Genomic DNA, 23,144 nt, shown 5'->3' on the forward strand with positions numbered 1-23,144 from the left:
TGCCATTACATCCGTATTGCAGGATTTTTCCGGCTTACCCCTCTTGCATGCAGCGGAATCATCGGCTATTCAGCCGCCAGTCGGGTTGTTAGCTCAGTTGGTAGAGCGCTTCGTTTACACCGAAGATGTCGGCGGTTCGAGCCCGTCACGACCCACCATTTTCCCCAATCGTTACCGATATTCACATGGGCCCTGCGGCAGTAATTGCTTGGTATCGGGCCCTTTCCAGCAAAACGCCTGCCCGGCGATTCAACTGTGGAACGCCGCCGCTCTATAGCCCCCGCCCGCCACCGTCACCCGGCGGCCATACCCTTGATGCAATTGGGGTCGGTATCCTTTCCGGCGTCTGCGATTTGGATGATTCTGGCGGCGTCTGTGTCGCGATTCCCTTGCCTTGTCCCCTGGCCGTCACGTCCAAAGGCCGTGGAATATCCATATGCCCTGGGCAGGGGATCGGGCGCAGGGGCGGTTTCACTCGCCCCCGATAAGGTCGAGAGATTTATTCCTGCACCAGAGCGATGAAAAGCACTTTGGCCGCTTGACGCCGCACGCCGCCTTCCGTAATACCCCCTCACGTTCGAGCGGGTTCGGATGGTGCTGCGGTTGTAGCTCAGTTGGTTAGAGTACCGGCCTGTCACGCCGGGGGTCGCGGGTTCGAGCCCCGTCAACCGCGCCATCCGCCCGCCCGAACGTAATAAATGCGCGGTTGTAGCTCAGTTGGTTAGAGTACCGGCCTGTCACGCCGGGGGTCGCGGGTTCGAGCCCCGTCAACCGCGCCATTTTATCATTCCAATTCCTGAATAGATACGCTAGGCACAGCCCAAAAATAGGGGCTGTCATGGCATTTCTAGAGTCGCTTCCGCTGGGCCCGCTGGTTCTGGTTGCCTTGGCCCTTGGGCTGGCACCGTTTTTCCCCGAGCCGCATCTTTGGGAAAAGTTGAAGCTGTTGGCTGCAGGCAGCCTGACGCGCCCCATAGATATTTTCGATCTGCTGATGCATGCCGCCCCGGTCGTTCTATTGCTCGCAAAACTGATCAGAATGGCGCTGAAAGCGTGACCCGATAGCGAACATACACATCAGGGGCCCGCATCCCGACAATACCCCCAAGGCTGCGCCATATCGCTTCACCCTCTGGCACCAGATCTGGGCCAATTGCGCCCCATCCCCGCTTTCTTTTCGGCAAAAATATCCCGGGGGGTCCGGGGGGCTGGCCCCCCGGCGCGGGCCAAACGGCCCAAACCTCAGCGAGTCAACCGGTCCAACACCCGCGCCCAAGAGCGGATGCCTTTGTGAAAACTCTCCATATCGTATTTTTCATTCGGCGAATGGATCTGATCATCATCCTTGCCAAACCCGATCAGCATTGCATCCATATCCAGATAGGTCTTGAAATATCCCGCAATCGGGATCGAGCCCCCACAGCCGACATAGGCCGCCGCAACGCCCCATTCCTCGGTCAGGGCGGCCCGCGCCGGTTCAAACGCGGGGTTGGCCACGCTCATCTGGCTTGCAGGGCTGTTGCCGTGGCCCTTGAAGTCAACCGAACAATCGGCAGGCAACGCGCTTTCAACATAGGCGCGGAACGCTTTTCGGATGGCAAAAGGGTCTTGCTGGCCAACCAGACGAAAGCTGATCTTGGCATGGGCCTGGGCGGGCAATACGGTCTTGAATCCATCGCCGGTATAGCCGCCCCAGATGCCGTTCACTTCGCAGGTGGGGCGCGACCAGATCATTTCCAGCGGCGTGCGATCGGCCTCACCGGCGGGCACCGACAAGCCAACATCGCCAAGAAAGCGGGCGTGGTCAAAGGCAAGGCCCTGCCACTGCGCGCGCATCGCGTCCGAAAGCTCGGGAACGGCGTCATAAAAGCCGGGCAGGGTGATGCGCCCGCTGTCATCATGCAGCCCCGCAAGGATGCGGTTCAACACGCGGATCGGATTAGCCGCCACACCGCCATACATGCCGGAATGCAGATCCTTGTCCGGGCCGTGAATGGTCAGCTCCTCGCCCAGCAAACCGCGCAGCATGGTCACGATGGCCGGGGTTTTTGATTCGAACAGCCCGGTGTCGCAAATCAGGGCCACATCGGCGCGCAGCTCCTCCGCGTTTTCTTTCATGAAGGGAATCAGCGAGGGCGAACCGGATTCCTCTTCGCCCTCCAGAAAAATCGTCAACCGGCAGGGCAGGGTGCCATGCTGGGCCTTCCACGCCCGGCACGCCTCAAGAAAGGTCATCAACTGGCCCTTGTCATCCGATGCCCCGCGCCCGCGAATGACCCGGCCTTTCGGCGTTTCCTCGACCTGCGGGTCAAAGGGGGCACGGTCCCACAGGTCCAGCGGGTCCACGGGTTGCACATCGTAATGGCCGTAAAACAGCAGATGTGGGCTTTTGGCCCCGTTTCCGGTTTCATCCGTGTTGAAATGCGCCACCACCATTGGATGGCCGGGCGTTGGTCGTTTGCTGGCCTCAAACCCCAGGGAAATCAGATCCTCGACCAACCAATCTGCCGCACGGTCGCAGTCAGCCTTGAACGCAGGGTCGGTAGAAATGGACGGGATGCGCAGCAGATCCAGCAAACGCTCGGTCGCTTGCGGCAAGGCGTCATCAATTTTGGCCAGGACAGCGTCGAGTGACATAAGGCTTCTCCGATTTGTGAATTTTGCGGCAGACTAACAGCCACACCGCCCCTGTCCAGAGCCGTAAAACCCGGCTAAAACAGGTCAAGGCCAACTGGCACGGCAGAGATGATAGGAGCAAACTATGATGAAGATGGTCAAACACAGCAGCCTGATGGCCGGCGCGGCCCTTGTTGCGCTGGCCGGGGCCGGATTTGCCGAACCGATCAGCGGCAAAGCCGCCGCCGAAATGCTGTTCTCGCCCAAAGGGGCGGAAGTAGAGGCATTTGCGGTTGACGGGTTGCCCGCAGAGAATGCCGCGCTTTTGCTGCAGGTCGTCAAGGATTACGCCTATTACGCCGCCGTGGCGATTGCCCCGGATGAGGATATTCTGAAATCAGAGGCGACAATGCTGGTCGCAAATCATCACAGCGTTGAGGCGGCCTCGACTGCAGCGCTTGAAGGCTGCAACAAGGCCCGAACCACTGAAACCCCCTGTGCCGTTGCCGCCATTGTACGCCCCGAGAAGTGGCAGGCGCGTGCCTTGCAGCTTTCGGTTGAAGGCACGGTCGCGCTGAAAAACGACTATGGCAAAAAAGGCGAGCGGGCGCTGGCAACCAGTGCGCAAACCGGCTTTTTTGCCTTGGCGTCAGGGCCGGGTGCTCAGGAGGCAGCACTGGCGGAATGTACCCAGAAAGGGGCCTCTGATTGCATCGTGGTTGTGGCCGACGCCGAATAATGCAAGATATGAAATCAGGGGGGCGTCAAATTGCCCCCTATCAGATATAGAGTTTGATGAATATCAAGGCGGGCAATGCGAATCTGCTGCAGATTGGCCCAAACCAGCCGCAGATCATCCTGATTTGAGGCAGGACGCTTGGAGACACTTATGAATTATGAAGCCGCACTCGACACCGCCCTGAACCGTTTGCACGAAGAGGGTCGTTACCGCACCTTCATTGACATTGAGCGTCGCAAAGGGGCCTATCCTGCCGCCGTCTGGCGCAAAAAGGACGGGTCAGAGCAAGATATCACCGTTTGGTGTGGCAATGACTATCTGGGCATGGGCCAGCATCCGGTTGTTCTGGCCGCGATGGTCGAGGCGCTGGAGGCGACGGGGGCGGGCTCGGGCGGGACGCGCAATATCTCGGGGACCACAGTCTATCACAACCGGCTAGAGGCCGAGTTGGCCGATCTTCATCATAAAGAGGCTGCCTTGGTTTTCACCTCGGCCTATAACGCCAATGATGCGACGCTGTCGACGCTGCCAAAGCTGTTTCCGGGGCTGATCATCTATTCCGACGCGCTGAACCACGCGTCAATGATCGAAGGTGTGCGCCGCAATGGTGGGGCCAAGCGGATTTTCCGGCACAATGACGTGGCGCATCTGCGCGAATTGCTGGCCGCCGATGATCCGGCTGCACCCAAGCTGATAGCCTTTGAATCGATTTATTCGATGGACGGCGATTTTGGCCCGATCGAGGCGATTTGTGACCTGGCCGATGAATTTGGCGCGCTGACCTATATTGATGAAGTTCATGCTGTTGGCATGTATGGCCCGCGCGGGGCCGGGGTGGCCGAACGCGACGGCCTGATGCACCGGATTGATATCATCAACGCCACGCTGGCCAAAGCCTATGGTGTCGCTGGCGGTTATATCGCAGCCTCGGCCAAGATGTGCGATGCGGTGCGGTCTTATGCCCCCGGCTTTATCTTTACGTCCTCCATGCCGCCGGCGGTTGCGGCGGGCGCGGCCGCCTCGGTGCGGCATTTGAAAACCGCGCAGCATCTGCGCGACGCGCAGCAGTTGCATGCGCGCATCCTCAAGGATCGGTTGAAATCTATTGGTCTGCCGCTGATCGACCATGGCAGCCATATTGTTCCGGTCCATGTTGGCAATCCGGTGCATTGCAAGGCTTTGTCAGACATGTTGCTGGAGAAGTTCGGCATTTACGTTCAGCCGATCAACTTCCCAACCGTACCGCGCGGCACAGAGCGCCTGCGGTTTACGCCGTCGCCGGTTCACGATGCGTCCCAGATTGATACGTTGGTGCGGGCTATGGATATGCTTTGGCAGCAATGTGCGCTGAATCGTGCCGAGATGACAGCTTAGGTGGTTCTGCGGGTGCAATGTAAGTTGCGTTGTGGTAGAATCTCCGTGATACGAAGGCCTTGAGTCGATGCAAAAAGCGACTCAGGCGATAATCTGGGGCAGCAACGGGGCAAATATATGATCGGCCGAAGGACAGCACCTTCGACGTCTGAAGTCGACAAGCCAAAAGGCTTTGACGATTTTGAGTTACGTCTAGGCGATCTGATGCGCGGTGAGCGCGCGACCTTGGGCAAATCATTGCTGGATGTTCAACGAGAGCTGAAGATCAAAGCGACCTATGTTGCTGCCATTGAAAACTGCGATGTGACCGCCTTTGAAACCCAAGGGTTCGTGGCTGGTTATGTCCGCTCTTACGCACGCTATCTGGGGATGGACCCGGATTGGGCATATGAAAAGTTTTGCCGCGAGGCGAATTTCACGCTTGCGCATGGGATGTCTGCAGCCGCTTCGCCGGCGCGGATTTCCAAGGCGTCAGGTAAGGCCCAGGATTTTGGTGATCCGCTTGCAAACCCGAATGCAACCTTTGTGCCGCGTAGCGAAACCGTGTTTTCGCGGATTGAACCCAGGGCGATAGGGTCGCTTCTGGTGCTGATCGGCCTGATTGGTGGGCTTGGCTATGGCGGCTGGTCGGTGTTGCAAGAGGTTCAGCGCGTTCAGCTTGCCCCCGTCGATCAAGCGCCGCAAGTCGTGGCCGAGATAGACCCGTTGGGCAATGTGCAAGGTGTTGCCCCCTTGGTGCGTTCCGCGCCTGAATCGCAGGCAGCGACGCCGGGTTCAGTGACGCTTGCCGCAGATACAGGCTTGCAATCCCGGTCCGATCGTTTGTATCGCCCGCAAGCGTTGGACGTTCCGGTTTTAACCTCGCGCGATGGGCCTATTTCAGCCATTGACCCCCAGCGCGGTGGCGCGTCTGCTGCTGATAGTCAGGCCGTGGCTGCCGTCGCCGCCGCTGATGGCACAGATCTGGGAACCGAGGTGCAGGTTGTTGCTGCCGAGATGAACAGGGTTGAGCTTTTGGCTGTGCGCCCGTCTTGGGTGCGTGTCTCCTCGGCTGACGGTACGGTCTTGTTTGAAAAGGTGCTGGATTCCTGCGAACGCTACACCGTACCCTTGCTTGAAGATGCGCCCGTGTTGCGGGCAGGTAATTCGGGCTCGGTTTATTTTACGGTCAACGGTAAAACCTTTGGCCCCTCGGCCCCCGGTGCGCAGGTTGTGAAAAACGTGGTGCTGACCGCCGAAGCCGTGCAGCAACGGTTCCCAAGCGTGGAAACCGGGCAATCGGTTGCGGTGGCGAATGCGGATAGCGCCTTGGTGCTTTGCCCATCCAGCCCGTCCTTGTGACCCAAGATGCGACAGCGCGGGGGAAACGCCCGCGCGGTTGCCTTTTGCGCTTTCAACCCCACCAAGTATGATCGCAATGACTGCAAGAGACTTTTGATGACCCATAATCCCATTCGCCCCTGGCGCAATATTGCCCGCCGTAAATCGCGCCAGATAATGGTGGGCAAGGTGGCTGTTGGCGGCGATGCACCGATCTCGGTGCAAACCATGACCAACACGCTGACCACCGATATCAAAGCCACGATTGAACAGGTGCAACGCGCCGCTGCTGTGGGCTGTGACATCATCCGCGTTTCGACCCCTGACCGTGAAAGTGCTTTGGCCCTGCGCGAGATTTGTCGCGAATCCCCGGTGCCGATCGTCGCCGATATCCATTTCCACTACAAACGCGCGATTGAGGCCGCCGAAGCGGGGGCCGCCTGCCTGCGTATCAACCCCGGAAATATCGGTGATGCCGCGCGGGTGCGTGAGGTGATCAAAGCCGCCAAAGATCACGGCTGTTCGATCCGAATTGGCGTAAACGCCGGCAGTCTGGAACGCCATCTTCTTGATAAATATGGTGAACCTTGCCCGGATGCGATGGTGGAATTGGGGCTGGATCATATCAAGATCTTGCAAGACAATGATTTCCATGAATTCAAGATCAGCGTGAAAGCCTCCGATGTTTTCATGGCTGCTGCCGCCTATCAACAACTGGCCGACGTTACGGATGCGCCGATACATCTTGGCATCACCGAAGCGGGCGGGTTGCAATCGGGCACCGTAAAATCTGCTATTGGTCTTGGCAATCTGCTCTGGTCGGGGATAGGCGATACAATCCGCGTGTCGCTTTCGGCCGATCCGGTCGAAGAGGTGAAGGTCGGCTTTGAGATTCTTAAATCCCTTGGCTTGCGGCATCGCGGTGTCACCATTATTTCTTGCCCCTCCTGCGCGCGCCAAGGCTTTGACGTTATCAAAACCGTGACCGAACTGGAAACGCGCCTGGCCCATGTCACCACCTCACTAAGCCTGAGCATCATCGGCTGTGTGGTCAATGGCCCTGGCGAGGCGTTGATGACCGATATCGGCTTTACCGGCGGCGGGGCCGGATCAGGCATGGTGTATCTTGCGGGCAAGCAAAGCCACAAGCTGGGCAACGAGGCCATGATCGAGCATATTGTCGAGCTGGTCGAAGAAAAAGCCGCACAAATTGATGCGGCGACCGCATTGGCAGCAAAGTTGGCCGAGGACCAGGCGCTTTGACATGCCGACCCGTCCGGCTGTGCGTGCCTTGGCCGAGAGTTGCGCCGGGCGTGTTTATTCATGGCGTTGCTTGAAAAAAGCAAAAGCCCGCAACGCTTGCGGGCTTGGGTAGTTATCTTTTGTGTTCAGGGGGGGCAGCGTAAAGTTGAAACGCTTTAGTCCTGCCAAAATACCTTCTTGCTTTCAACATGTGCATCGCGGGTTGACAGGCCGATATCTTTCAGCAAATGCGCGTCAAGCCGTTGCAATGTGCGGCGGGTTTTTTGGCGCTGACCCCATTTCAGAACAGTGACAGCCAACGCGAATACAGGGGCGACCAAACGGGGCTGCGTGCGGAATTCGGTAAACGTCTCATTATTCTGGTAGGACATGGCGGACCTCTTTTTTTGTAGCGATACAATCCAGATTGACTGTATGCACACAATATCGCATAACGGGCCAAAACATGCCAGAGGTAACTTGTGACCGATACAAAGTGGCTGCCAGACTTGACACAATACCCCGGTCCAAAATATCTGGCGCTGGTCCGGGCGCTGCGCGAGGCGATCCGGCAGGGGCTTTTGCCGCCCGACAGCCAGCTTCCTACCGTGCGCGATCTGGCGTGGCAGATGAAGGTCACCCCCGGCACCGTGTCACGCGCCTATCAACTGGCCACACAAGAGGGGCTGCTGGCGGCAACCGTGGGGCGCGGAACTTTTGTCGCCTCAGCCATGCCACGTTTTGGCCCCAGCCAAAGTTTTTACGCCGAACGCGATCCGGCGCATTTGGCAGGCCGCATCGACATGCGCTCGCCGCGGATGCCAGAGGTGGGGCAGGGCGCGGCTTTTAACGCGGCTTTGGCGGGGCTTGCGGGCCAGGTGGCAAGCGATTGGCTTGACTATCCCAGCCAGCGCGGTGAGGAAGAGCTGCGTCACGCGGTTATTGACTGGTTGCAAGGCCGGGTGCTTGGCCCGGTGACGGCCGATGATATCGCGCTCAGCTATGGTGGGCAAAGCGCTGTCAACCTGATTTTCCAATGCTGTCTGCGTGGTGATCGGCCTATGGTTCTGATCGAAGATCTGGCCTATGCCGGGTTTCGCCATGCCGCCCGCCTGTCGCGCGCCGATCTGCTGGCGCTGGAGGTGGATGACGAGGGCCTGCGCCCCGATGCGTTGGAGGCAGCCTGTCGTCGCCATAGCCCTCAGGTGTTGTGTGTGACCACCGAGGCGCAAAATCCGACCACGGTGCGCATGCCCGAACAGCGCCGTCAGGAAATTGCCGATATCGCAAAAACCTATGAAATTCAAATAATTGAAGACGATTGTTATACCATCGCGCAAAGCGATATTCCATCCTTGCGCGCCCTTGCCCCTGACCGCACCTGGTATGTCGGCAGCTTTTCCAAAAGCATTTCGGCGGCCTTGCGGCTTGGCTATGTTGTCTGCCCCAGTGGCATGGGCCAGGCGGGGCGTTTGACGGCGCAGCACAGCTTTTTCGGGCTGGCCCGCCCGGTAGCCGATCTGTGTCTGTCGCTGCTTGCCAGCGGAGAGGCGGCGGCACTGCGCAGTGCGGTTCAGGACGGGTTTTCGGACCGGCTGGAAGGTTTGGTCAATATCCTTGGCAAATATGACCTGTCATGGCAGCCCGGCCTGCCCTTTGTCTGGTTGCGGCTGCCCTCGGGCTGGCGCGCCTCTATCTTTGCGCGCATGGCCGAAACCGAAGGTGTGTTGTTGCGCTCGGCTGATGAGTTTGCGCTGATCCATGGCCGCGCGCCCAACGCGGTGCGCATGGCGCTGCCCGGCAATCACAGCCGCGCCCAGATCGAGGATGCCTGCCGCCGCCTTGCCCGCCTGCTTGAAAGCCCCCCAACCGAGCTTTCGGTCTGAGTGTTGCATTCCTGACGCCAAGTGCCTCAAATTAAATCAGTTCTATTGACCGACCAATTCCGTACACGCATCTTGCCTATTCAAGCAGCAGGTATAAAAAGAGACCCGAAAATGGGATATCAAACTGGTTTTCATGCGCCCAACGGCAGTGCGGATTTTCTTGGGTTTCGCAAGGGCCGTAATGGGGACACCGAGGTGGTTTATGACGACGGTATCAGCCGCCGGTTGGTCTGGCGGGTGTCTGGTGCGGCGGTCAATGAAGCACATTTGTCGGATGCGCTGCGCCATGCGGTCGGCGCGCTGAAAGTTGTGCCGGCGCTGATCACCGAAGCCGGCAAGCGCGCCATCGCGTTGGAGTGTATCGAGATCTGATCTGGGCTGCACAGCCGGGGGGCTGAATTCCACTCTTTCCTCAGGCTGAAAGCTGTGCAACAAATTGTCAAAAGCAGGCGGGATGGGGTAGGTTGACCGAATGAGCGCACAATCGCGATGGAGCAAGTGGCGGCAGACCGAGGCCGCCAACGGTTTGCTGATGATCAGCCCGACGGCGCTCTATGCAATCTTGATGTTGGCAGCGCCCTTGGGCACAATTTTGCTGTACAGCTTTCTGACCGATGGCTATCTGGAGATTATCCGCGACTTTACCCTTGCCAATTACATCGAAGCCTGGACGAATGAGCTGTACCGTTCGGTGATGCTGCGCTCTTTGTTTGTGGCGATGGTCGTGACTTTGGCCACGGTTCTTCTGGCCTTTCCGATCGCGTATTTTGTCAGCTTCCATGTTGATGCCTCAAAGAAATCGCTGTGGTTGTTCCTGATCACCATACCGTTCTGGACCAGCTATCTGATCCGGGTGTTTTTGTGGAAGGTGATCCTTGGCTATAATGGCGTGGTCAATTCGGGGCTGATTGGCCTTGGTGTTATTGACCAGCCGCTGGATTTCATCCTGTATAACGTGAACTCGGTGGTTATCACCCTGGCGCATGCCTATGCCCCCTTTGCAATATTGCCGATTTTTGTGGCCTTGGAAAAGATTGACCGCAGCTTGCTTGAGGCAGGTCAGGATTTGGGCGAGTCGAAATTCATGACGTTTCTGCGCGTTACCTTGCCCTTGGCGATGCCGGGGGTGATTGCGTCGGTGTTGATCGTCTTTATCCCGACAATCGGTGATTATGTTACGCCGCAGTTGGTTGGTGGGCCAGAAGGGCGGATGGTCGCAAACCTGATCCAGCTGCAATATCTGAAGCTGGATAATTACCCGCTGGGCTCGGCGATTGCAGTATCGGCGATGGCCATTGTTACCTTGGTAAGCCTGATTTTTGTCGGTTTGAACCGGCGCTATCTGAGAGGGCCGAAACAATGAAGGGTGGTTGGTTCAAGGTCTATGCCATTTGCTATTTGCTGTTCCTTTATGCGCCGATCATCATTTTGCCGATGTTTGCGTTCAATGATGCGACGGTGATTGCCTTCCCGCTGACCGGATTTTCAACGCGGTGGTTCTCGGCGATGCTGGAACAACCAACGCTTAGCATTGCTGTAAAGAATTCGCTGTTCATCGCGGTGACCTCTGCGATTTTGTCGACCACGTTGGGCATTTTCGCCGCGCGCGCCTCGACCCGTTACCGCTTTCCGATGAAGGCGGGGTTGATGGGGTTGATCATGTTGCCCCTGGTGCTGCCCGAGATTATCGTAGCGGTGTCTTTGCTTGTGGTGCTGCTGGGGCTGGGGGTGAACCTTTCGCTTTGGACAGTGATTATTGGGCATGTGCTTATTTGCACGCCGTTTACCATTGCAATTCTGTCCTCGGCCTTTCAATCCTTGGACCAGAGCCTGGAGGAGGCGGCCTATGATCTTGGCGAATCCGCCGCTTCGACCTTTCGGCTGATCATTCTGCCTTTGGTAATGCCGGGCATCATTTCCAGCTTGCTGATCTCCTTTACCATCAGCCTGGATGAGTTCATCATCGCCTTTTTCCTTGCCGGTACAGAACCGACCTTGCCTGTGTTCATTTTCTCGCAGTTCCGGTTCCCGCAAGCTGTGCCGGTGATCATGGCACTGGGCACGGTTCTTGTGTGCCTTTCCATCATCTTGCTGACCATTGCTGAATATTTCCGCCGCCGTGGCATCGCGAAATCGGGCGGAAAAGATACCGGAGGCTTCCTGTGACCGAGACCCCTACCATGATCGCGTTTCAGGACGTGCATAAATATTACGGCGATTATCACGCGCTGCGCGGCATCACCGCGACAATCCGCGCGGGTGAGTTTTTCTCGCTGCTGGGGCCTTCGGGGTGCGGCAAGACCACGCTGCTGCGCACGATTGCCGGGTTTGAAGGGATCAGTTCCGGCGCTGTGATGATCGACGGAAAGAATATGGCGGGGGTGCCGGCAAACCAGCGCCCCACCAATATGGTGTTCCAGTCCTACGCGATTTTCCCGCATCTGAGCGTGGGCGAGAATGTTGGCTTTGGCCTGCGCCGGGCCGGGCTTTCCAAGGCAGATCTGGCAGCGCGGGTGGCGGAGGCGCTGGATATGGTCGGGCTGAAAGGCTACGGTGCCCGGGCGGCACATGCCCTTTCCGGTGGGCAGCGGCAGCGGGTGGCCCTGGCGCGGGCGCTGATCTTGAAGCCAAAGGTTTTGCTGCTGGATGAACCTTTGTCGGCGCTGGACAAGAAAATGCGCGAGCAGATGCAGGTTGAATTGATCCGGCTTCAGCGGCAGGTCGGGATCACCTTCATTCTGGTCACCCATGATCAGGAAGAAGCGTTGGTGATGTCGGATCGGATCGCGGTGATGTTTGAAGGTGAAATCGCCCAATTGGCCGACCCAGAAACCCTGTATCGCCGCCCTAACAGCCGCAAGGTTGCCGATTTCATCGGGACGATGAACTTTTTGCCCGCCAGAATAGTCAACGAGACAGGCGGCAAGATTGAGGTTGAGGCGCAGGGCTTTGGCAAGCTGAGCCTTGACGCCGAGCAAGCGCCGGGGGCCGCCTCGGGTGACGGCGCCGTTGTGGGCTTTCGCCCCGAGACGTTGACGATTTTGTTCGAAGGGCAAGTTGCCAATGATCGCGAAGCCATGGCGACGATTGATGAGGTGGTCTATTTCGGGGACATGACCTATTATGACGTAAAGCTGGACGGGTCCGAAACGCCGATACGCATCTCTATGCGCAATGTTTTTGGCCGCCCGGTTCTGGATATCGGGACGCGGACGCGGGTGGCTTGGTCAGCCGGGGCTTTGGTACTGTTTCGCTAAGGCGTTTCACCGTGACTCGGGCTTGCGTGCCCGATGTTGCATTTACCGATCTGGCGGCAGCAGCCCCAACCCGCGCAAATAGATGCCGATGCCGGTTTCCAGCAAGTCCTCGGGCGGATAAGGGCTTTTGGCACCCGGAGAGCCGCGGGCAAAAAGTTCCACAACGCCGTGGCTGAGCGCCCAGATATGGGCGGAAAACATCGAAGCGGGGGGGCGCTTTTCGGCAGGAAGTTGTTTCGACAATTGGACGGCGGCGCGTTCCATCACGCCGCGCGCTTTGGCGGCAACAGTGGCAAGTTCGGGGTATGCGTTCAGCGACAGCCCGCTTTCAAACATCGCCTGATAATGGCCGGGATACTTGCGGGCAAAGGCCAGATAGGCGCGGCCAGTGGCCTCAAACGCCGCGAGGGCGCTGGGTTTGCCGTCATTATAGGCAAATTCCATCAGGGCGGCGAATACCTCATAGCCCTGGCGCGCGCCTTCGGCGATCAGATCATCGCGGCCGGCAAAATGGCGATAGACGGCGGCGGGGGTGACGCCGGCCTCTTTCGCGGCCTCGGACAGGGTAAAGCCTTGCGGGCCTTTCTCGGTGATCAGCTCCAGCGCCGCCTCGACCAGGGCTTGGCGCAGGTTGCCGTGATGATAGCCGCGCTTAGACATTTATCAGATCGGGGGTGCCGCAGATGGCAGGGTCGGGTTGGCCGATTTTTTCTACGTCCTTGCCGGCGTAATCGACGGCATGCAGCACGGTTTGAATGGCCGCAATCCGGGCGCGTTTCTTGTCGTCGGCGCGGATCACGGTCCAGGGTGCCACGGCGGTGTGGCTGCGGCTCAGGGTTTCGGAAATGGCGGCGGAATATTCATCCCATTTGCGCAGCCCTTCGACATCCACCCAAGACAGTTTCCATTGTTTCAACGGATCGGTTTCACGGGCGATGAAGCGGCGAAGCTGTTCGGCCTGACTGACATTAAGCCAAAGCTTGACCAGAACAATCCCTTCCTCGACCAGCATCTGTTCAAAGCTGGGAAGTTGGGCAAAGAAATGCTCGCGTTGCTCGGGGGTGCAAAAGCCAAAGACATGCTCGACAATGCCGCGATTGTACCAGGAACGGTCAAACAACACCATTTCCCCGGCGGCGGGCAACCAATCGACATAGCGCTGAAAATACCATTGTGTCGCTTCGCGGTCAGAGGGTTTTGCCAGTGCCGCCACAGTTGCCATGCGCGGATTCAGGTTTTCGCTGGTGACGGCGATTGTACCACCCTTGCCAGCGGCATCGCGCCCTTCATAGACCACGACAAGGCGTTTGCCGCTGTCCTTGATATCGGCCTGAAGGCGCACAAGCTGCCGCTGCAAATCTTGCATCGTCTCGTCATAGTCTTTGCGCTTCATTTCGCGTTTATAGGGGTAATCGGTGGAAAGAATGTCATCCTTATCAGCCTTTTGCACGACTTTTCGGATATCTTCGGGTGCCTCTTCGGCCAGAAATTTACTGATAGCGCCGTCGAAAGGCAGGTCCATTGCACGCTCCATCCTGTGATTTTGATCAGTATGGCGGGTTGCGCGGGTGGGTGCAATCAGGGGCTTGATCTGGGGCTGGCTGCGCGTTTGATGGCGGCGATGATTTCATCAGGATTGGAATGATGCGGCATGTGGCCAACGCCATCAAGCACGGTCAGACGGGCGTTTGGCAGGCGTTTTGACAGCGGGATAGCGTGGATATCAATCGGCACCGTGGTGTCAGCGGTGCCGTGGATGATTTCGACCGGCAGGCTGAGCCGTGGATAATCAGGGGCCATCAGCAGCAGATGCGGCTTGAGATTATCGACCTGCCGCCCATTCACGCGCAAGGAATCGCGGCGCAGGGTAAGGCCCGCACCGATATAGTCGGCATAGCCCTTGGGGGCGGATTGGGGGGTGAATATATCCGACAGCGCCGTTTCAACCCGACTTTCAGGCGCAAAGGCGGTGATCAGGGGTACAATTCCGGCCCCGCCAAGCGTTGACGCCGTAACTTTGTACCACAGCGCCAAATCACCGGGAAAGGGCATGGTGGCCCCTGACACAATGATCAACGCGGCCGGGTTTGCGCGCAGCGCCCAGGCCATTGCGACAGCACCGCCATAGGAATGGCCCAATACAATCGGCCGGGTCGCACCGAGTTGGCCGGCGGCGGCGATCAGGACATCAGCCTGGGCCAAGGGGCTAAGATCGGTGCCGGGCAGGCCCTGCGACCAGCCCATGCCGGGGCGATCAAAGCTGATAACGCGAAAGTCGGATTTCAACCGCTCCACCAGATCAAAGGTGAAATCGCGGCTATTGCCCGAGGCACCGTGGATCAGCACCAGGTCGGGGCCGCTGCCCTGCACATCAACATGGATACGCGCCCCTTGAACGGTGACAAATTGGCCCGTTGGCGGATAATCCATTTCAGCCTGACTCTCGCGCTTATGGGCACGCTGGTCCACGAAGGCAGCGCATCCGCCGAAGGCGAGGCTGGCGATGATTAGGCTAGTTGCCAATTTGCATGATATCATAGGGCGTTGACTGGTATATCTCATTGATCCAGTTGCCATATAGAAGATGGGCATGACTGCGCCAGCGGTTAAGCGGTTTCATCGCGGGATTGTCATCGGGGTAATAGTTCATCGGCACATTGATCGGGGTGCCATTGGCGATATCGCGGTCATATTCCTGTTTCAGCGTGTCGCTGTCATATTCAAAATGGTTGAAGATATACAGCGCGCGGTGGCCGGGGTCTTCGACCAGACAAGGGCCGGATTGGTCGGAGCCAAGCAGGGTGCGAAGGCCGGGCGCGGCGTTGATCTCGGCCTGTTTCATCTCGGTCCAGCGCGAAACGGGGATAACGCAATCATCGGAAAACCCACGCAAAAACGGTGAGGTCGGGGCAAGATTGCGATGCCGGAAACAGCCAAAGGCCTTGGCGGGCAGCATGTGTTTATCAATGCCGTGGAAATGGTTGATCATCGCCATACCGCCCCAGCACACGCCAAAGGTGGAATGGACGTTGGTTTGGGTCCAATCCATCACCTCACGCAACTCCTGCCAATAGGTCACCTCGTCAAAGGGCAAATGCTCAATCGGGGCGCCGGTAATGATGAGGCCGTCGAATTTTTCATCGCGCACCTCTTGGAATGGGCGATAGAAGGCCTCCATATGCTCGGCTGCGGTGTTTTTGGTCTGATGTTCGGACATGCGGATCAGGGACAGATCAATCTGCAAAGGCGTGGCCCCGATCAGGCGGGCGAATTGGTTTTCAGTCTGAATCTTTTTCGGCATCAGGTTAAGCAGGGCGATACGCAGCGGCCGGATATCTTGCTGGCTGGCGCGATCGGGGGAAATGACCATGACACCTTCCTTTGACAAGACGTCATAGGCGGGCAGATCCTGGGGCAGGGTGATGGGCATGAAAAGTCTCCGGTACGTATAGGCAGCAGGCGGCTTCAGTTGCAACTGACGCATATATCGCGGCCTGAAATCAAAGCAGTCACAGCGTTATGTAATGCGTTACGGCTCAAGTTAAAGTCGCAGCACTTTCGTCGGTCTTGCGGTCAATCGCGGTGGCAATCAGCGCGGTAAAGTCATCGGGGGTTTTGACCTGGGCGACCTCATCGGCGGTGATGCTGACGCCCCATTTCGCCATTGCCGCATAACGCGGTTGCCGATGGTCAAGCAGGCGGGCATAGCCATAGCGCAAAAACGCATCGGGGTTTACCTGTGTTTCTGTCAGGCTTTGTTCCGCCAGATAATCCTGCCAAACCTGCAGCAGAAATTCCGGCTGATAATACATCGGCTTGGGGGCGCGATCAAAGCGTTTGATCAGGGCGGCGCGATGCGCGTCGGACCCTTCGATCCAGACCAGCAGCAGGTTGCGCGACAGGGCCGTCAGGATCGGGTCAGTGGGATCATCGGCATCGACCACCTCACAGATAGAGCCGCCACTGTCACAGATGAAATTGGAATAGCCATAAAGATCAACGGCCCGTTTGATGAAACGCTCGGTATCCAGCAAGGCGGCTTTCTCGGCGTCGCAATGCTGCGCCTGCCTTGCGCAATAATCGGCAAAGGCAACGCCGCCAAGATCGGGGTTGCCGGGTTTGCCAAGATAGGTGGACAGCGGCGCCAGATTTTCAAAGGTGATGTTTGAGGCGATATAGACGCTATCAGTCATCAACAGCTCACGCAAAAGCGGCACTTTCATCGCCTCGCGTTTGAAGTTGTCGGCGATGAATTCGCCCATGTAGCGGGTGCCAATGCGGTAATCTATGGAATAGTGAAACCAGCCGGCCTGATCGCGCAGCATATTGGACAAATAGGTTTTGCCAAGCCCGGACATGCCGAACAAAAGTACGCGCTTGGCCGTATCCTTGTGCCATGCCTCGGCGGATGGGTAATACATATGCGGCTCCGTCATTCCTTTTGGCTGTGTTAGCGTGGGCCGCGGCAGAGTTCACGCCTTTTCTGCTTCTGCCAAGGAAAAGACCCCGCAATGGCTGCGGGGCCTTGGCGTTGTGGGATTGGTGGAATTAGAAGCTGAAACCAACCTTGACGCCGACGCCGATAGCCTTGTTGCCAGTGAAATTGGCGCGGGCGACATCTGGGGTTCCGGTTTCCGGCATCGCATTACCCAGTTTGGTATAGTTGATGCCGGTGGTGATTTTCATGTTATCCTTGGTGTAGACGGCAGCAAGGGTGGCACCAAGCTTGCCGGTGGTCGGGGCCAGCGGCGAGACAAGTGGCTTGCCCTTCTTCTCATAGGAAACCGAGAAGGCACCGGACCAGTTTTCAGTAAATTTGCGGCCAACGCCCAAAGTGTAGGTGATGCTGTCTTCAAGGTTTACCAAGCCGTCAGCATTGCCGGGTGTCCCGGCAAAGAAGGTCGGTGCCAGTTTGAAGTTTGACCAATCCACCCAACGGATCTGACCGAAAACCAGCGTGTCTTTGGCAACACCGGTTTGGAAGTCGAGGTTGACCGACTGCGGGGTTTTTACGTTTGTGATTGCGCCGGGAAGGGAAACCTGCACAGCACCTATCTTCTCAACCGTATCAAAATCATGTTTGATGGCCGAGCGATAAGTCAGCGCGACCCGCAGAGCGATTTCTGGCTTTTCATACGCAAAACCGGCGACATATCCGATGCCATAATCGCTGGCGAGGGCAACATTATAGCCGCTAAGCCCGCCATAAGCCGCGCCGCGCAACGTGACATCGGCGCTGGCACGTTGTGCGCTGAGGCCGCCATGAACGCTAAAGCCATTTTCCAACTTGTAGCGCAGCAAGCCGGTCAGGGCGGTAGATTTGGCGACTGCCTTGGTGCCGCCGAGAGCAACAGATGTGGTGCCGTAAGCGACATCGGCACCGAAAGGTTGATCGACCAGCATCGCAAAAGAAAGCCGATCATTCACATCATATTTATAGCCGAAAGAAAGCTGGTTGAAGTTGTTGGCAACATCGCCAGAAGGCCTTCCGCCAAAGAGGGCGACATCGTTGCCCGAAACCTTTGGGTTGACGCGGCTAAAGGTAAATTCGATATGGCGACCTTTTTCAAACAGGTTGCCCAGACCTTGGCCCGAACGATCAATGCCGCCTGCATGTGCTGCGCTGGCTGAAAGCGCGACAGCACCCAGCGTTGTTACGATTTTTTTCATGGTAGTTCCTCCCCGAACCTGTCCCCGTGATGCGGCGAATGCGCGCCCTGTGAATTAGCGTTAGACAGGGGGCAGGCATCGGTCAATTAGTTACGCCGCGTCATGGCTTTGGGCGGCATGGGTTGTTGCAACAATGCACGGTTTGCCGCGGCACCACTTGCCCGCAGGTTCAGGGTGATGCCAATCAAAATAAGCCCGGCACCAAGGATCAGGCCAAGGTCCAGACCTTCACCATAGAGAAACCAGCCAAGCGAAAACGCAACCGGAAGCCGAATGAAATCAACGGGAACAATAACGCTGGCCGGGGCAAGCGACAGTGCAGACGTCAGGCAAAAATGCGCGGTCAGGCCGCAAAGCCCGATCAGCACCAGCCATGGCAGGGATTGGGCGGTGGGCAAGGCGATATCGCCATCATAACCCGCCATGGCAAGCCCCATCACAAGCTGCATGCCGGTCAGCCAGAACATGATAGAGATGATGGATTCGTGGCGGGTCAGCGATTTTGTGGCGATATTGGTGGTGGCAAAGCATAATGCAGCAAGGGCGGCAGCGGCGATGCCGGGGTCAAAAGTTGAAAAATCCGGGCGCGCGACGGCAAGGATGCCTGCAAAGCCGAATGCGGCGGCGATAAGCTTGGGCCGTGTCAGCTTCTCACCCAGAAAGATCGGGGCCAGCAAGATAACCCAGATGGGGGAGGTGAATTCAAGCGCAAACACCTGACCAAGCGGAATCATGGTGAGCGCCCAGAACCAGAGATTTTGCCCGGTGAAATGCGTCAGGTTTCGGAGCAAGTGGCGGTGCAGACGGTTGGTCTTTACCTCATGCAACCGCGAGGTAACCGTTGCGACCGCCAAGACGATCACAAATCCGATGAGCGAGCGCCATGTCATGATCTCAAACGTATCATGTACGGATGAGACTTCGCGCCCTGCCACGGCCATGCCTGTAAAAGCGGTGATAGAGCCGATCATCCAGAGGGCGGCGGCAAGGGGGCGGTTGGCTTCACTCATCCGGCGTTGATGGCTTGGGAATGTGCGATTGTCCAGCACCCACGAATTTTCTACGAAAATTCTGATTTTTCGACGAAAAATCGGAGGTGGTCAGCACAGACGCCGCAGCGGGCTTGCCGTGCAGATCACCAGCCATTGTTCTCCGGCCTCGATCAGATGAAAGCCACGCTGGCGCACCTCGGCGATAAAACGCTCTTTACCGATCTCACGCCGGACCCAGCGACGATCCCGCCGGATCACGCCACCATTTGCAACGGCCTTGGCGGCAAAAAGCTGTGCCAGCCAATGGTCTGCATGCGTTTTCAGGGTCACTTCCATGGGCCCATTATGCAGGCCCATGGTTAATTCATCGCTAACGCAATCAGCTCCGCCGCCCGCCGCGACGGCCACCACGCCCACCCGCAGCACCGATAGAGGCAGAGGCCTCGGCAAAGCTCATGCCGCCCTCAACCGCTTCGATCACCTTGGCAAAGCGGATCCATTCACCGCCATTTGCATCGTGGTTCATCAGGAAGTTGGCGGCGCGAATCGCTTCCATTTCCTGCAAACGTACGGGGTTCATGATGGCAGAGGTCATGCCCGCACCGATGGCCATGGGCAAGAAGGCGCCATTGATCCCGTGACGCTGCGGCAGGCCAAATGAGATGTTGGACGCGCCGCAGGTGGTGTTCACCCCCAGTTCCTCACGCAGGCGGCGCACAAGGGTAAACACCTGCTGGCCCGCCGATCCCATTGCGCCCACCGGCATCACCAGCGGATCGACCACGATATCATGCGCCGGGATGCCAAAATCGGCGGCGCGCTCTACAATCTTTTTGGCAACGGCAAAGCGGACATCGGGGTCTTCGGAGATCCCGGTATCATCGTTGGAGATTGCAACCACGGGGACGTTGTATTTTTTCACCAGCGGCAACACCAGTTCCAAGCGATCTTCTTCACCTGTGACCGAATTCAGCAACGGGCGCCCGATTGCAGCTTTCAGACCTGCTTCCAGCGCGCCGGGAACGGAACTGTCGATGCACAAAGGCGCATCGGTGATGGCCTGGATGCGGGTGATGAGTTCATGCATCAAGGGCGGCTCGACAAAGTTATTGTCAGCATAGCGTGGGTCGACCGCCATTTTATTGGTGAAAACCGCGCCGGAATTCACGTCAAGGATCGAGGCACCGCAAGCAACTTGCTCCAACGCGTCGCGCAACACGGTTTCGAAATTTCCGGCTTCAAGTTCCGCCGCAAGTTTTTTACGCCCGGTGGGGTTGATGCGTTCACCAATCACGCAGAAGGGTTCGTCAAAACCGATGATTACCGTTTTTGTTTGGGATTCAACGACAGTACGGGTCATAGTTAAACTACTTTCTTAAGAGTGTGAGGCCGGAACAGCAGATTTTCCGCCGTTTTCAATAGCCCAGGTGGCGTTGGCTTTGATACCGCCAAGCGGGAAGAAATGCACGGATTGAATACCGAAATCGGGGTGACGGGCCTTGTGGGCGGCCAGTTCGGTAACAAACTCGGTCGGTGTATAGGGCAGCAATAGCTTGGTCACGTCCATCGCCCGCTTTTGCAGCACTTTCAGCGAGGGCCCAACGCCGCAGGCAATGGCAAATTTTATCAGGGTTTGCAACTTGGCCGGGCCTGCCACGCCGATATGGATCGGCAGGTCGATGCCTTCTGCCGCCAGGCGGTCGGCCCATTTGATCACGGGGCCGGCTTCAAAACAAAACTGGGTGGCCAGCGCCATTTTGGCATCGGTTCGCTGGGAAAACGCCTGTTTCCACTTCAGCGCCTCCATCACGGCTTTGTCGCCGCCGTCGCGGTCAATGTCACGATTGCCTTCGGGGTGGCCCGCAACGTGCAGCCGCTCAAACCCGTCAAACAAGCCGCTTTCCAGCAGTTGCATTGAACTGTGGTACTCACCCGCCGGGGTGCTGACGCCGCCCGCAAGCAAAAGGGCCTGTTTCACATCTGCCTCAGCCTGATAGCGGGCAATCCAATCGGCAAGCGTGGCGCGGTCGGCGATGATACGGGCCGGGAAATGGGGCATTACATCAAACCCTTGCGTCTTCAGGCGCTTGGCGGTGCTGACCATCTCCTCAATCGGTGTGCCGTCGATATGGGCGATATAGACGCGGGTGTGCTGGGGCAGCAGATCGCGGAAATCCTCGACCTTTTCGGCGGTGCGCGGCATCACCTCAATCGAGTAATCGTGCAAGAGCGCCTCGACCTGAGAAGAGGTGGTGCTCGCACCCGCAGGTGAAACGGCAGCGTCACGCTTGAAGTTGAAAAGAGCCACGACATTCTCCCAAAGTTTGTTGGTCACAGGTTTGATTTCCACGGGCCTCAGGCCCAGCCAGAATTGTCGATCAGTTGCTTGAGGCGGTCTTTGTCAAATTCAGCATCAAGCCGGTCGGCCTCGGCGCGCGCCACCTCGGCAGGCTCGCCTTCAACCTTGAAGGGCGTGGCCTTGCGCCATTCCGCAAGGTAAAGATCGGCGTCTTTTGCGCCGATTTTCATCGCGCAACGGTCAATTGCCTGTTCAAATCGTTCAGGCAATTGCACCTTGGAGCCAGACCGTCCCTTACCAACGATGATCTGTGCCGGAATGTCCCGCCAGTATACGATAGTTACCTCTGGCATCTTGTGATTCCCCCCTGAGCCTCTTGGCCCCTTTTAGCGATTACCCTTCACCGGCATTGACGTTTTTCGACACCAAAACGGCTGAGAGCGACCTGTCGCTCTCTGGCCGCTTGATAGCAGTCGCTGGCGCGGTCTGCGATGGGGGCAAAGGGCCATAATCTTCATGTTCTTTATGAGGGTGGATGGGCGCTTGCGTGGAGCGTTGGGGCCGGATACCATAGGGGCAACAATGTATGGAGGGCGCAATATGACGCCCGAGCGTCCCCGGGAGGAGGACGCGATCCCGAAGCTACTTGATGCAGGTGATGCCGAGGATGCTCAGGTCGAACCGTCTGCCTCCCTTCTGCTTGGGTCTGGGCAGCTTTATGCTGCGCTTGACCTTGGCACAAACAGTTGCCGGATGCTGATTGCCCGACCGCGGGGAAGCCAGTTTCAGGTTGTGGACAGTTTTTCCAAGACTGTTCAACTGGGCACGGGGCTTGAAGCCTCGGGCAGGCTTTCGCGTGGCTCGATGGTGCGCACAATACAGGCGCTGCGCATTTGCCAAAAAAAGCTGGAGAAATATCAGGTCAGACGGATGCGTCTGGTCGCCACCGAGGCCTGCCGCCGGGCCAGAAACGCGCGCGATTTTATTCGGCAGGTGCGGCGCGAAGCAGGGCTTCAGCTTGAAATCATCACACCCGAGGAAGAGGCCCGTCTGGCGGTGATTTCTTGCGCGCCACTGGTCAGCGCCAAGACCGAACAATTGCTGATCGTCGATATTGGCGGCGGCTCTACGGAATTGGTATGGATTGATGTCACCGAGGTAGAGCCGGAAGACAGGTCGCGCGCAATCATGCGGCTGCATGCGGGGTTCAAGCCCGAGGGTTTGGGGCAGGCAAGGGTCGTGGATTGGATTTCAGTGCCGCTTGGGGTTGCGACCTTGAAAGACCAGTTTGCAGATGTCGAGGATGACGCCGCACGGTTTGCACTGATGAGTTGGTATTTTGAGGAAAACCTGTCAAGTTTCTCTCCCTATAATCATGACAACGGCCGCGACGGGTTTCAGATTATTGGCACCAGCGGCACGGTAACAACGGTTGCGGCGTCTTTCCTTGGCTTGAAACGCTACGACCGGGCCAAAGTAGACGGGTTGCGCATGTCGTCGGATCAGATAGACACGGTTATCCGTGAATATCTGGCTTTGGGGCCAGAGGGGCGGCGGACCGACCCCAGAATTGGGCGTGACAGGCACAGTCTGATCATGTCGGGGGCCGCGATTTTGCAAGCTTTGATGCGGGTCTGGCCGACGGACCGCTTGTCGGTTGCGGATCGGGGCCTGCGCGAAGGGTTGCTCTATGCCCAGATGAGCGCGGATGGCGTGCTGACGGATGGGCCTTATGAATAATGGTGTAAT

Annotated in this window: 24 protein-coding genes and 3 tRNA genes; 14 read left to right on the top strand and 13 right to left on the bottom strand. The window is 57.7% G+C overall.

Annotated features, from left to right (window positions below; genetic code table 11):
* The first annotated feature begins 82 nt into the window (after positions 1-82).
* The 4 genes from VDP61_RS15060 (at position 83) to VDP61_RS15075 (ending at position 1,057) form a co-directional block, all read left to right on the top strand.
* Positions 83-158 (top strand) — tRNA-Val (locus VDP61_RS15060).
* 441 nt (positions 159-599) lie between these two features.
* Positions 600-676: transfer RNA gene (locus VDP61_RS15065), tRNA-Asp, on the top strand.
* 26 nt (positions 677-702) lie between these two features.
* Positions 703-779, top strand: a tRNA-Asp gene (locus tag VDP61_RS15070).
* A 59-nt stretch (positions 780-838) separates the two neighbouring features.
* Complete coding sequence (locus VDP61_RS15075) at positions 839-1,057, top strand: RND transporter (protein WP_323007690.1); 219 nt, start codon at positions 839-841, stop codon at positions 1,055-1,057.
* A 185-nt stretch (positions 1,058-1,242) separates the two neighbouring features.
* On the opposite strand, the gene VDP61_RS15080 is transcribed toward VDP61_RS15075, so the two are convergent.
* Positions 1,243-2,637 carry a M20/M25/M40 family metallo-hydrolase gene (locus VDP61_RS15080; RefSeq protein WP_323007691.1) on the bottom strand — a complete coding sequence of 465 codons (1,395 nt, stop codon included), beginning with the start codon at positions 2,635-2,637 and terminating at the stop codon, positions 1,243-1,245.
* A gap of 124 nt (positions 2,638-2,761) precedes the next feature.
* Here VDP61_RS15080 and VDP61_RS15085 point away from each other — a divergent pair, with 124 nt between their 5' ends.
* The 4 genes from VDP61_RS15085 to ispG all read left to right on the top strand — a co-directional run bounded on the left by VDP61_RS15085 (position 2,762) and on the right by ispG (position 7,312).
* The gene (locus VDP61_RS15085) at positions 2,762-3,355 is read left to right on the top strand and encodes a 5-aminolevulic acid synthase (protein ID WP_323007692.1); all 594 of its coding nucleotides are present in this window, start codon (positions 2,762-2,764) and stop codon (positions 3,353-3,355) included.
* A gap of 150 nt (positions 3,356-3,505) precedes the next feature.
* Complete coding sequence (hemA, locus tag VDP61_RS15090) at positions 3,506-4,729, top strand: 5-aminolevulinate synthase (RefSeq protein ID WP_323007693.1); 1,224 nt, start codon at positions 3,506-3,508, stop codon at positions 4,727-4,729.
* A 117-nt stretch (positions 4,730-4,846) separates the two neighbouring features.
* A complete protein-coding gene (locus VDP61_RS15095; RefSeq protein WP_323007694.1) occupies positions 4,847-6,070 on the top strand; it encodes a helix-turn-helix domain-containing protein in 1,224 nt (407 codons plus the stop codon).
* 96 nt (positions 6,071-6,166) lie between these two features.
* A complete protein-coding gene (ispG, locus tag VDP61_RS15100) occupies positions 6,167-7,312 on the top strand; it encodes a flavodoxin-dependent (E)-4-hydroxy-3-methylbut-2-enyl-diphosphate synthase (RefSeq protein WP_323007695.1) in 1,146 nt (381 codons plus the stop codon).
* A 155-nt stretch (positions 7,313-7,467) separates the two neighbouring features.
* Here the strand turns inward: ispG and VDP61_RS15105 are convergent, their stop codons facing one another.
* The gene (locus VDP61_RS15105; protein WP_323007696.1) at positions 7,468-7,683 is read right to left on the bottom strand and encodes a DUF1127 domain-containing protein; all 216 of its coding nucleotides are present in this window, start codon (positions 7,681-7,683) and stop codon (positions 7,468-7,470) included.
* Positions 7,684-7,773: 90 nt separating this feature from the next.
* Between VDP61_RS15105 and VDP61_RS15110 the strand changes: the two genes are divergently transcribed.
* The 5 genes from VDP61_RS15110 (at position 7,774) to VDP61_RS15130 (ending at position 12,434) form a co-directional block, all read left to right on the top strand.
* A complete protein-coding gene (locus VDP61_RS15110) occupies positions 7,774-9,177 on the top strand; it encodes a PLP-dependent aminotransferase family protein (RefSeq protein ID WP_323007697.1) in 1,404 nt (467 codons plus the stop codon).
* A gap of 111 nt (positions 9,178-9,288) precedes the next feature.
* On the top strand, positions 9,289-9,549 hold the full coding sequence (locus VDP61_RS15115; RefSeq protein WP_323007698.1) for a hypothetical protein: 261 nt from the start codon (positions 9,289-9,291) through the stop codon (positions 9,547-9,549).
* A gap of 100 nt (positions 9,550-9,649) precedes the next feature.
* Positions 9,650-10,540, top strand: coding sequence for an ABC transporter permease (locus VDP61_RS15120; RefSeq protein WP_323007699.1), 891 nt, complete (start codon positions 9,650-9,652; stop codon positions 10,538-10,540).
* Positions 10,537-11,343: an ABC transporter permease gene (locus VDP61_RS15125; RefSeq protein WP_323007700.1), complete on the top strand. Its 807-nt coding sequence runs from the start codon at positions 10,537-10,539 to the stop codon at positions 11,341-11,343. The genes VDP61_RS15120 and VDP61_RS15125 overlap by 4 nt, the downstream gene beginning before the upstream one ends.
* A 14-nt stretch (positions 11,344-11,357) precedes the next feature.
* On the top strand, positions 11,358-12,434 hold the full coding sequence (locus tag VDP61_RS15130) for an ABC transporter ATP-binding protein (protein WP_323007771.1): 1,077 nt from the start codon (positions 11,358-11,360) through the stop codon (positions 12,432-12,434).
* Between the two features lie 42 nt (positions 12,435-12,476).
* Here the strand turns inward: VDP61_RS15130 and VDP61_RS15135 are convergent, their stop codons facing one another.
* The 11 genes from VDP61_RS15135 to VDP61_RS15185 all read right to left on the bottom strand — a co-directional run bounded on the left by VDP61_RS15135 (position 12,477) and on the right by VDP61_RS15185 (position 21,748).
* Positions 12,477-13,094, bottom strand: coding sequence for a TetR/AcrR family transcriptional regulator (locus VDP61_RS15135; RefSeq protein ID WP_323007701.1), 618 nt, complete (start codon positions 13,092-13,094; stop codon positions 12,477-12,479).
* Positions 13,087-13,956 (bottom strand): polyphosphate kinase 2, encoded by an 870-nt coding sequence (gene ppk2 / locus VDP61_RS15140; protein WP_323007702.1) that lies wholly within the window; start codon positions 13,954-13,956, stop codon positions 13,087-13,089. Before ppk2 ends, VDP61_RS15135 begins: the two co-directional genes overlap by 8 nt.
* Before the next feature lie 56 nt (positions 13,957-14,012).
* Entirely contained in the window at positions 14,013-14,972 is a 960-nt protein-coding gene (locus VDP61_RS15145) for an alpha/beta fold hydrolase (protein WP_416236544.1), read from the bottom strand.
* Complete coding sequence (gene metA / locus VDP61_RS15150) at positions 14,947-15,864, bottom strand: homoserine O-acetyltransferase MetA (RefSeq protein WP_323007704.1); 918 nt, start codon at positions 15,862-15,864, stop codon at positions 14,947-14,949. Before metA ends, VDP61_RS15145 begins: the two co-directional genes overlap by 26 nt.
* Before the next feature lie 106 nt (positions 15,865-15,970).
* Positions 15,971-16,855, bottom strand: a complete 885-nt coding sequence (locus VDP61_RS15155; protein ID WP_323007705.1) for an ATPase — start codon at positions 16,853-16,855, stop codon at positions 15,971-15,973.
* 127 nt (positions 16,856-16,982) lie between these two features.
* The gene (locus VDP61_RS15160) at positions 16,983-18,104 is read right to left on the bottom strand and encodes an OmpP1/FadL family transporter (protein ID WP_323007706.1); all 1,122 of its coding nucleotides are present in this window, start codon (positions 18,102-18,104) and stop codon (positions 16,983-16,985) included.
* An 86-nt stretch (positions 18,105-18,190) separates the two neighbouring features.
* Positions 18,191-19,114, bottom strand: coding sequence for a DMT family transporter (locus VDP61_RS15165; RefSeq protein ID WP_323007707.1), 924 nt, complete (start codon positions 19,112-19,114; stop codon positions 18,191-18,193).
* Between the two features lie 90 nt (positions 19,115-19,204).
* A complete protein-coding gene (locus VDP61_RS15170) occupies positions 19,205-19,426 on the bottom strand; it encodes an N-(5'-phosphoribosyl)anthranilate isomerase (RefSeq protein WP_416236545.1) in 222 nt (73 codons plus the stop codon).
* A gap of 49 nt (positions 19,427-19,475) precedes the next feature.
* Complete coding sequence (locus VDP61_RS15175) at positions 19,476-20,456, bottom strand: methyltetrahydrofolate cobalamin methyltransferase (RefSeq protein WP_323007709.1); 981 nt, start codon at positions 20,454-20,456, stop codon at positions 19,476-19,478.
* A 15-nt stretch (positions 20,457-20,471) separates the two neighbouring features.
* Positions 20,472-21,404, bottom strand: a complete 933-nt coding sequence (locus tag VDP61_RS15180; RefSeq protein ID WP_323007772.1) for a methylenetetrahydrofolate reductase — start codon at positions 21,402-21,404, stop codon at positions 20,472-20,474.
* Between the two features lie 47 nt (positions 21,405-21,451).
* On the bottom strand, positions 21,452-21,748 hold the full coding sequence (locus VDP61_RS15185) for a virulence factor (protein ID WP_323007710.1): 297 nt from the start codon (positions 21,746-21,748) through the stop codon (positions 21,452-21,454).
* 247 nt (positions 21,749-21,995) lie between these two features.
* Between VDP61_RS15185 and VDP61_RS15190 the strand changes: the two genes are divergently transcribed.
* On the top strand, positions 21,996-23,135 hold the full coding sequence (locus tag VDP61_RS15190; protein WP_323007711.1) for a Ppx/GppA phosphatase family protein: 1,140 nt from the start codon (positions 21,996-21,998) through the stop codon (positions 23,133-23,135).
* Positions 23,136-23,144 lie beyond the last annotated feature (9 nt).

This window comes from Pseudorhodobacter sp., assembly GCF_034675685.1.
In the GTDB taxonomy this organism is placed as follows: domain Bacteria; phylum Pseudomonadota; class Alphaproteobacteria; order Rhodobacterales; family Rhodobacteraceae; genus Pseudorhodobacter.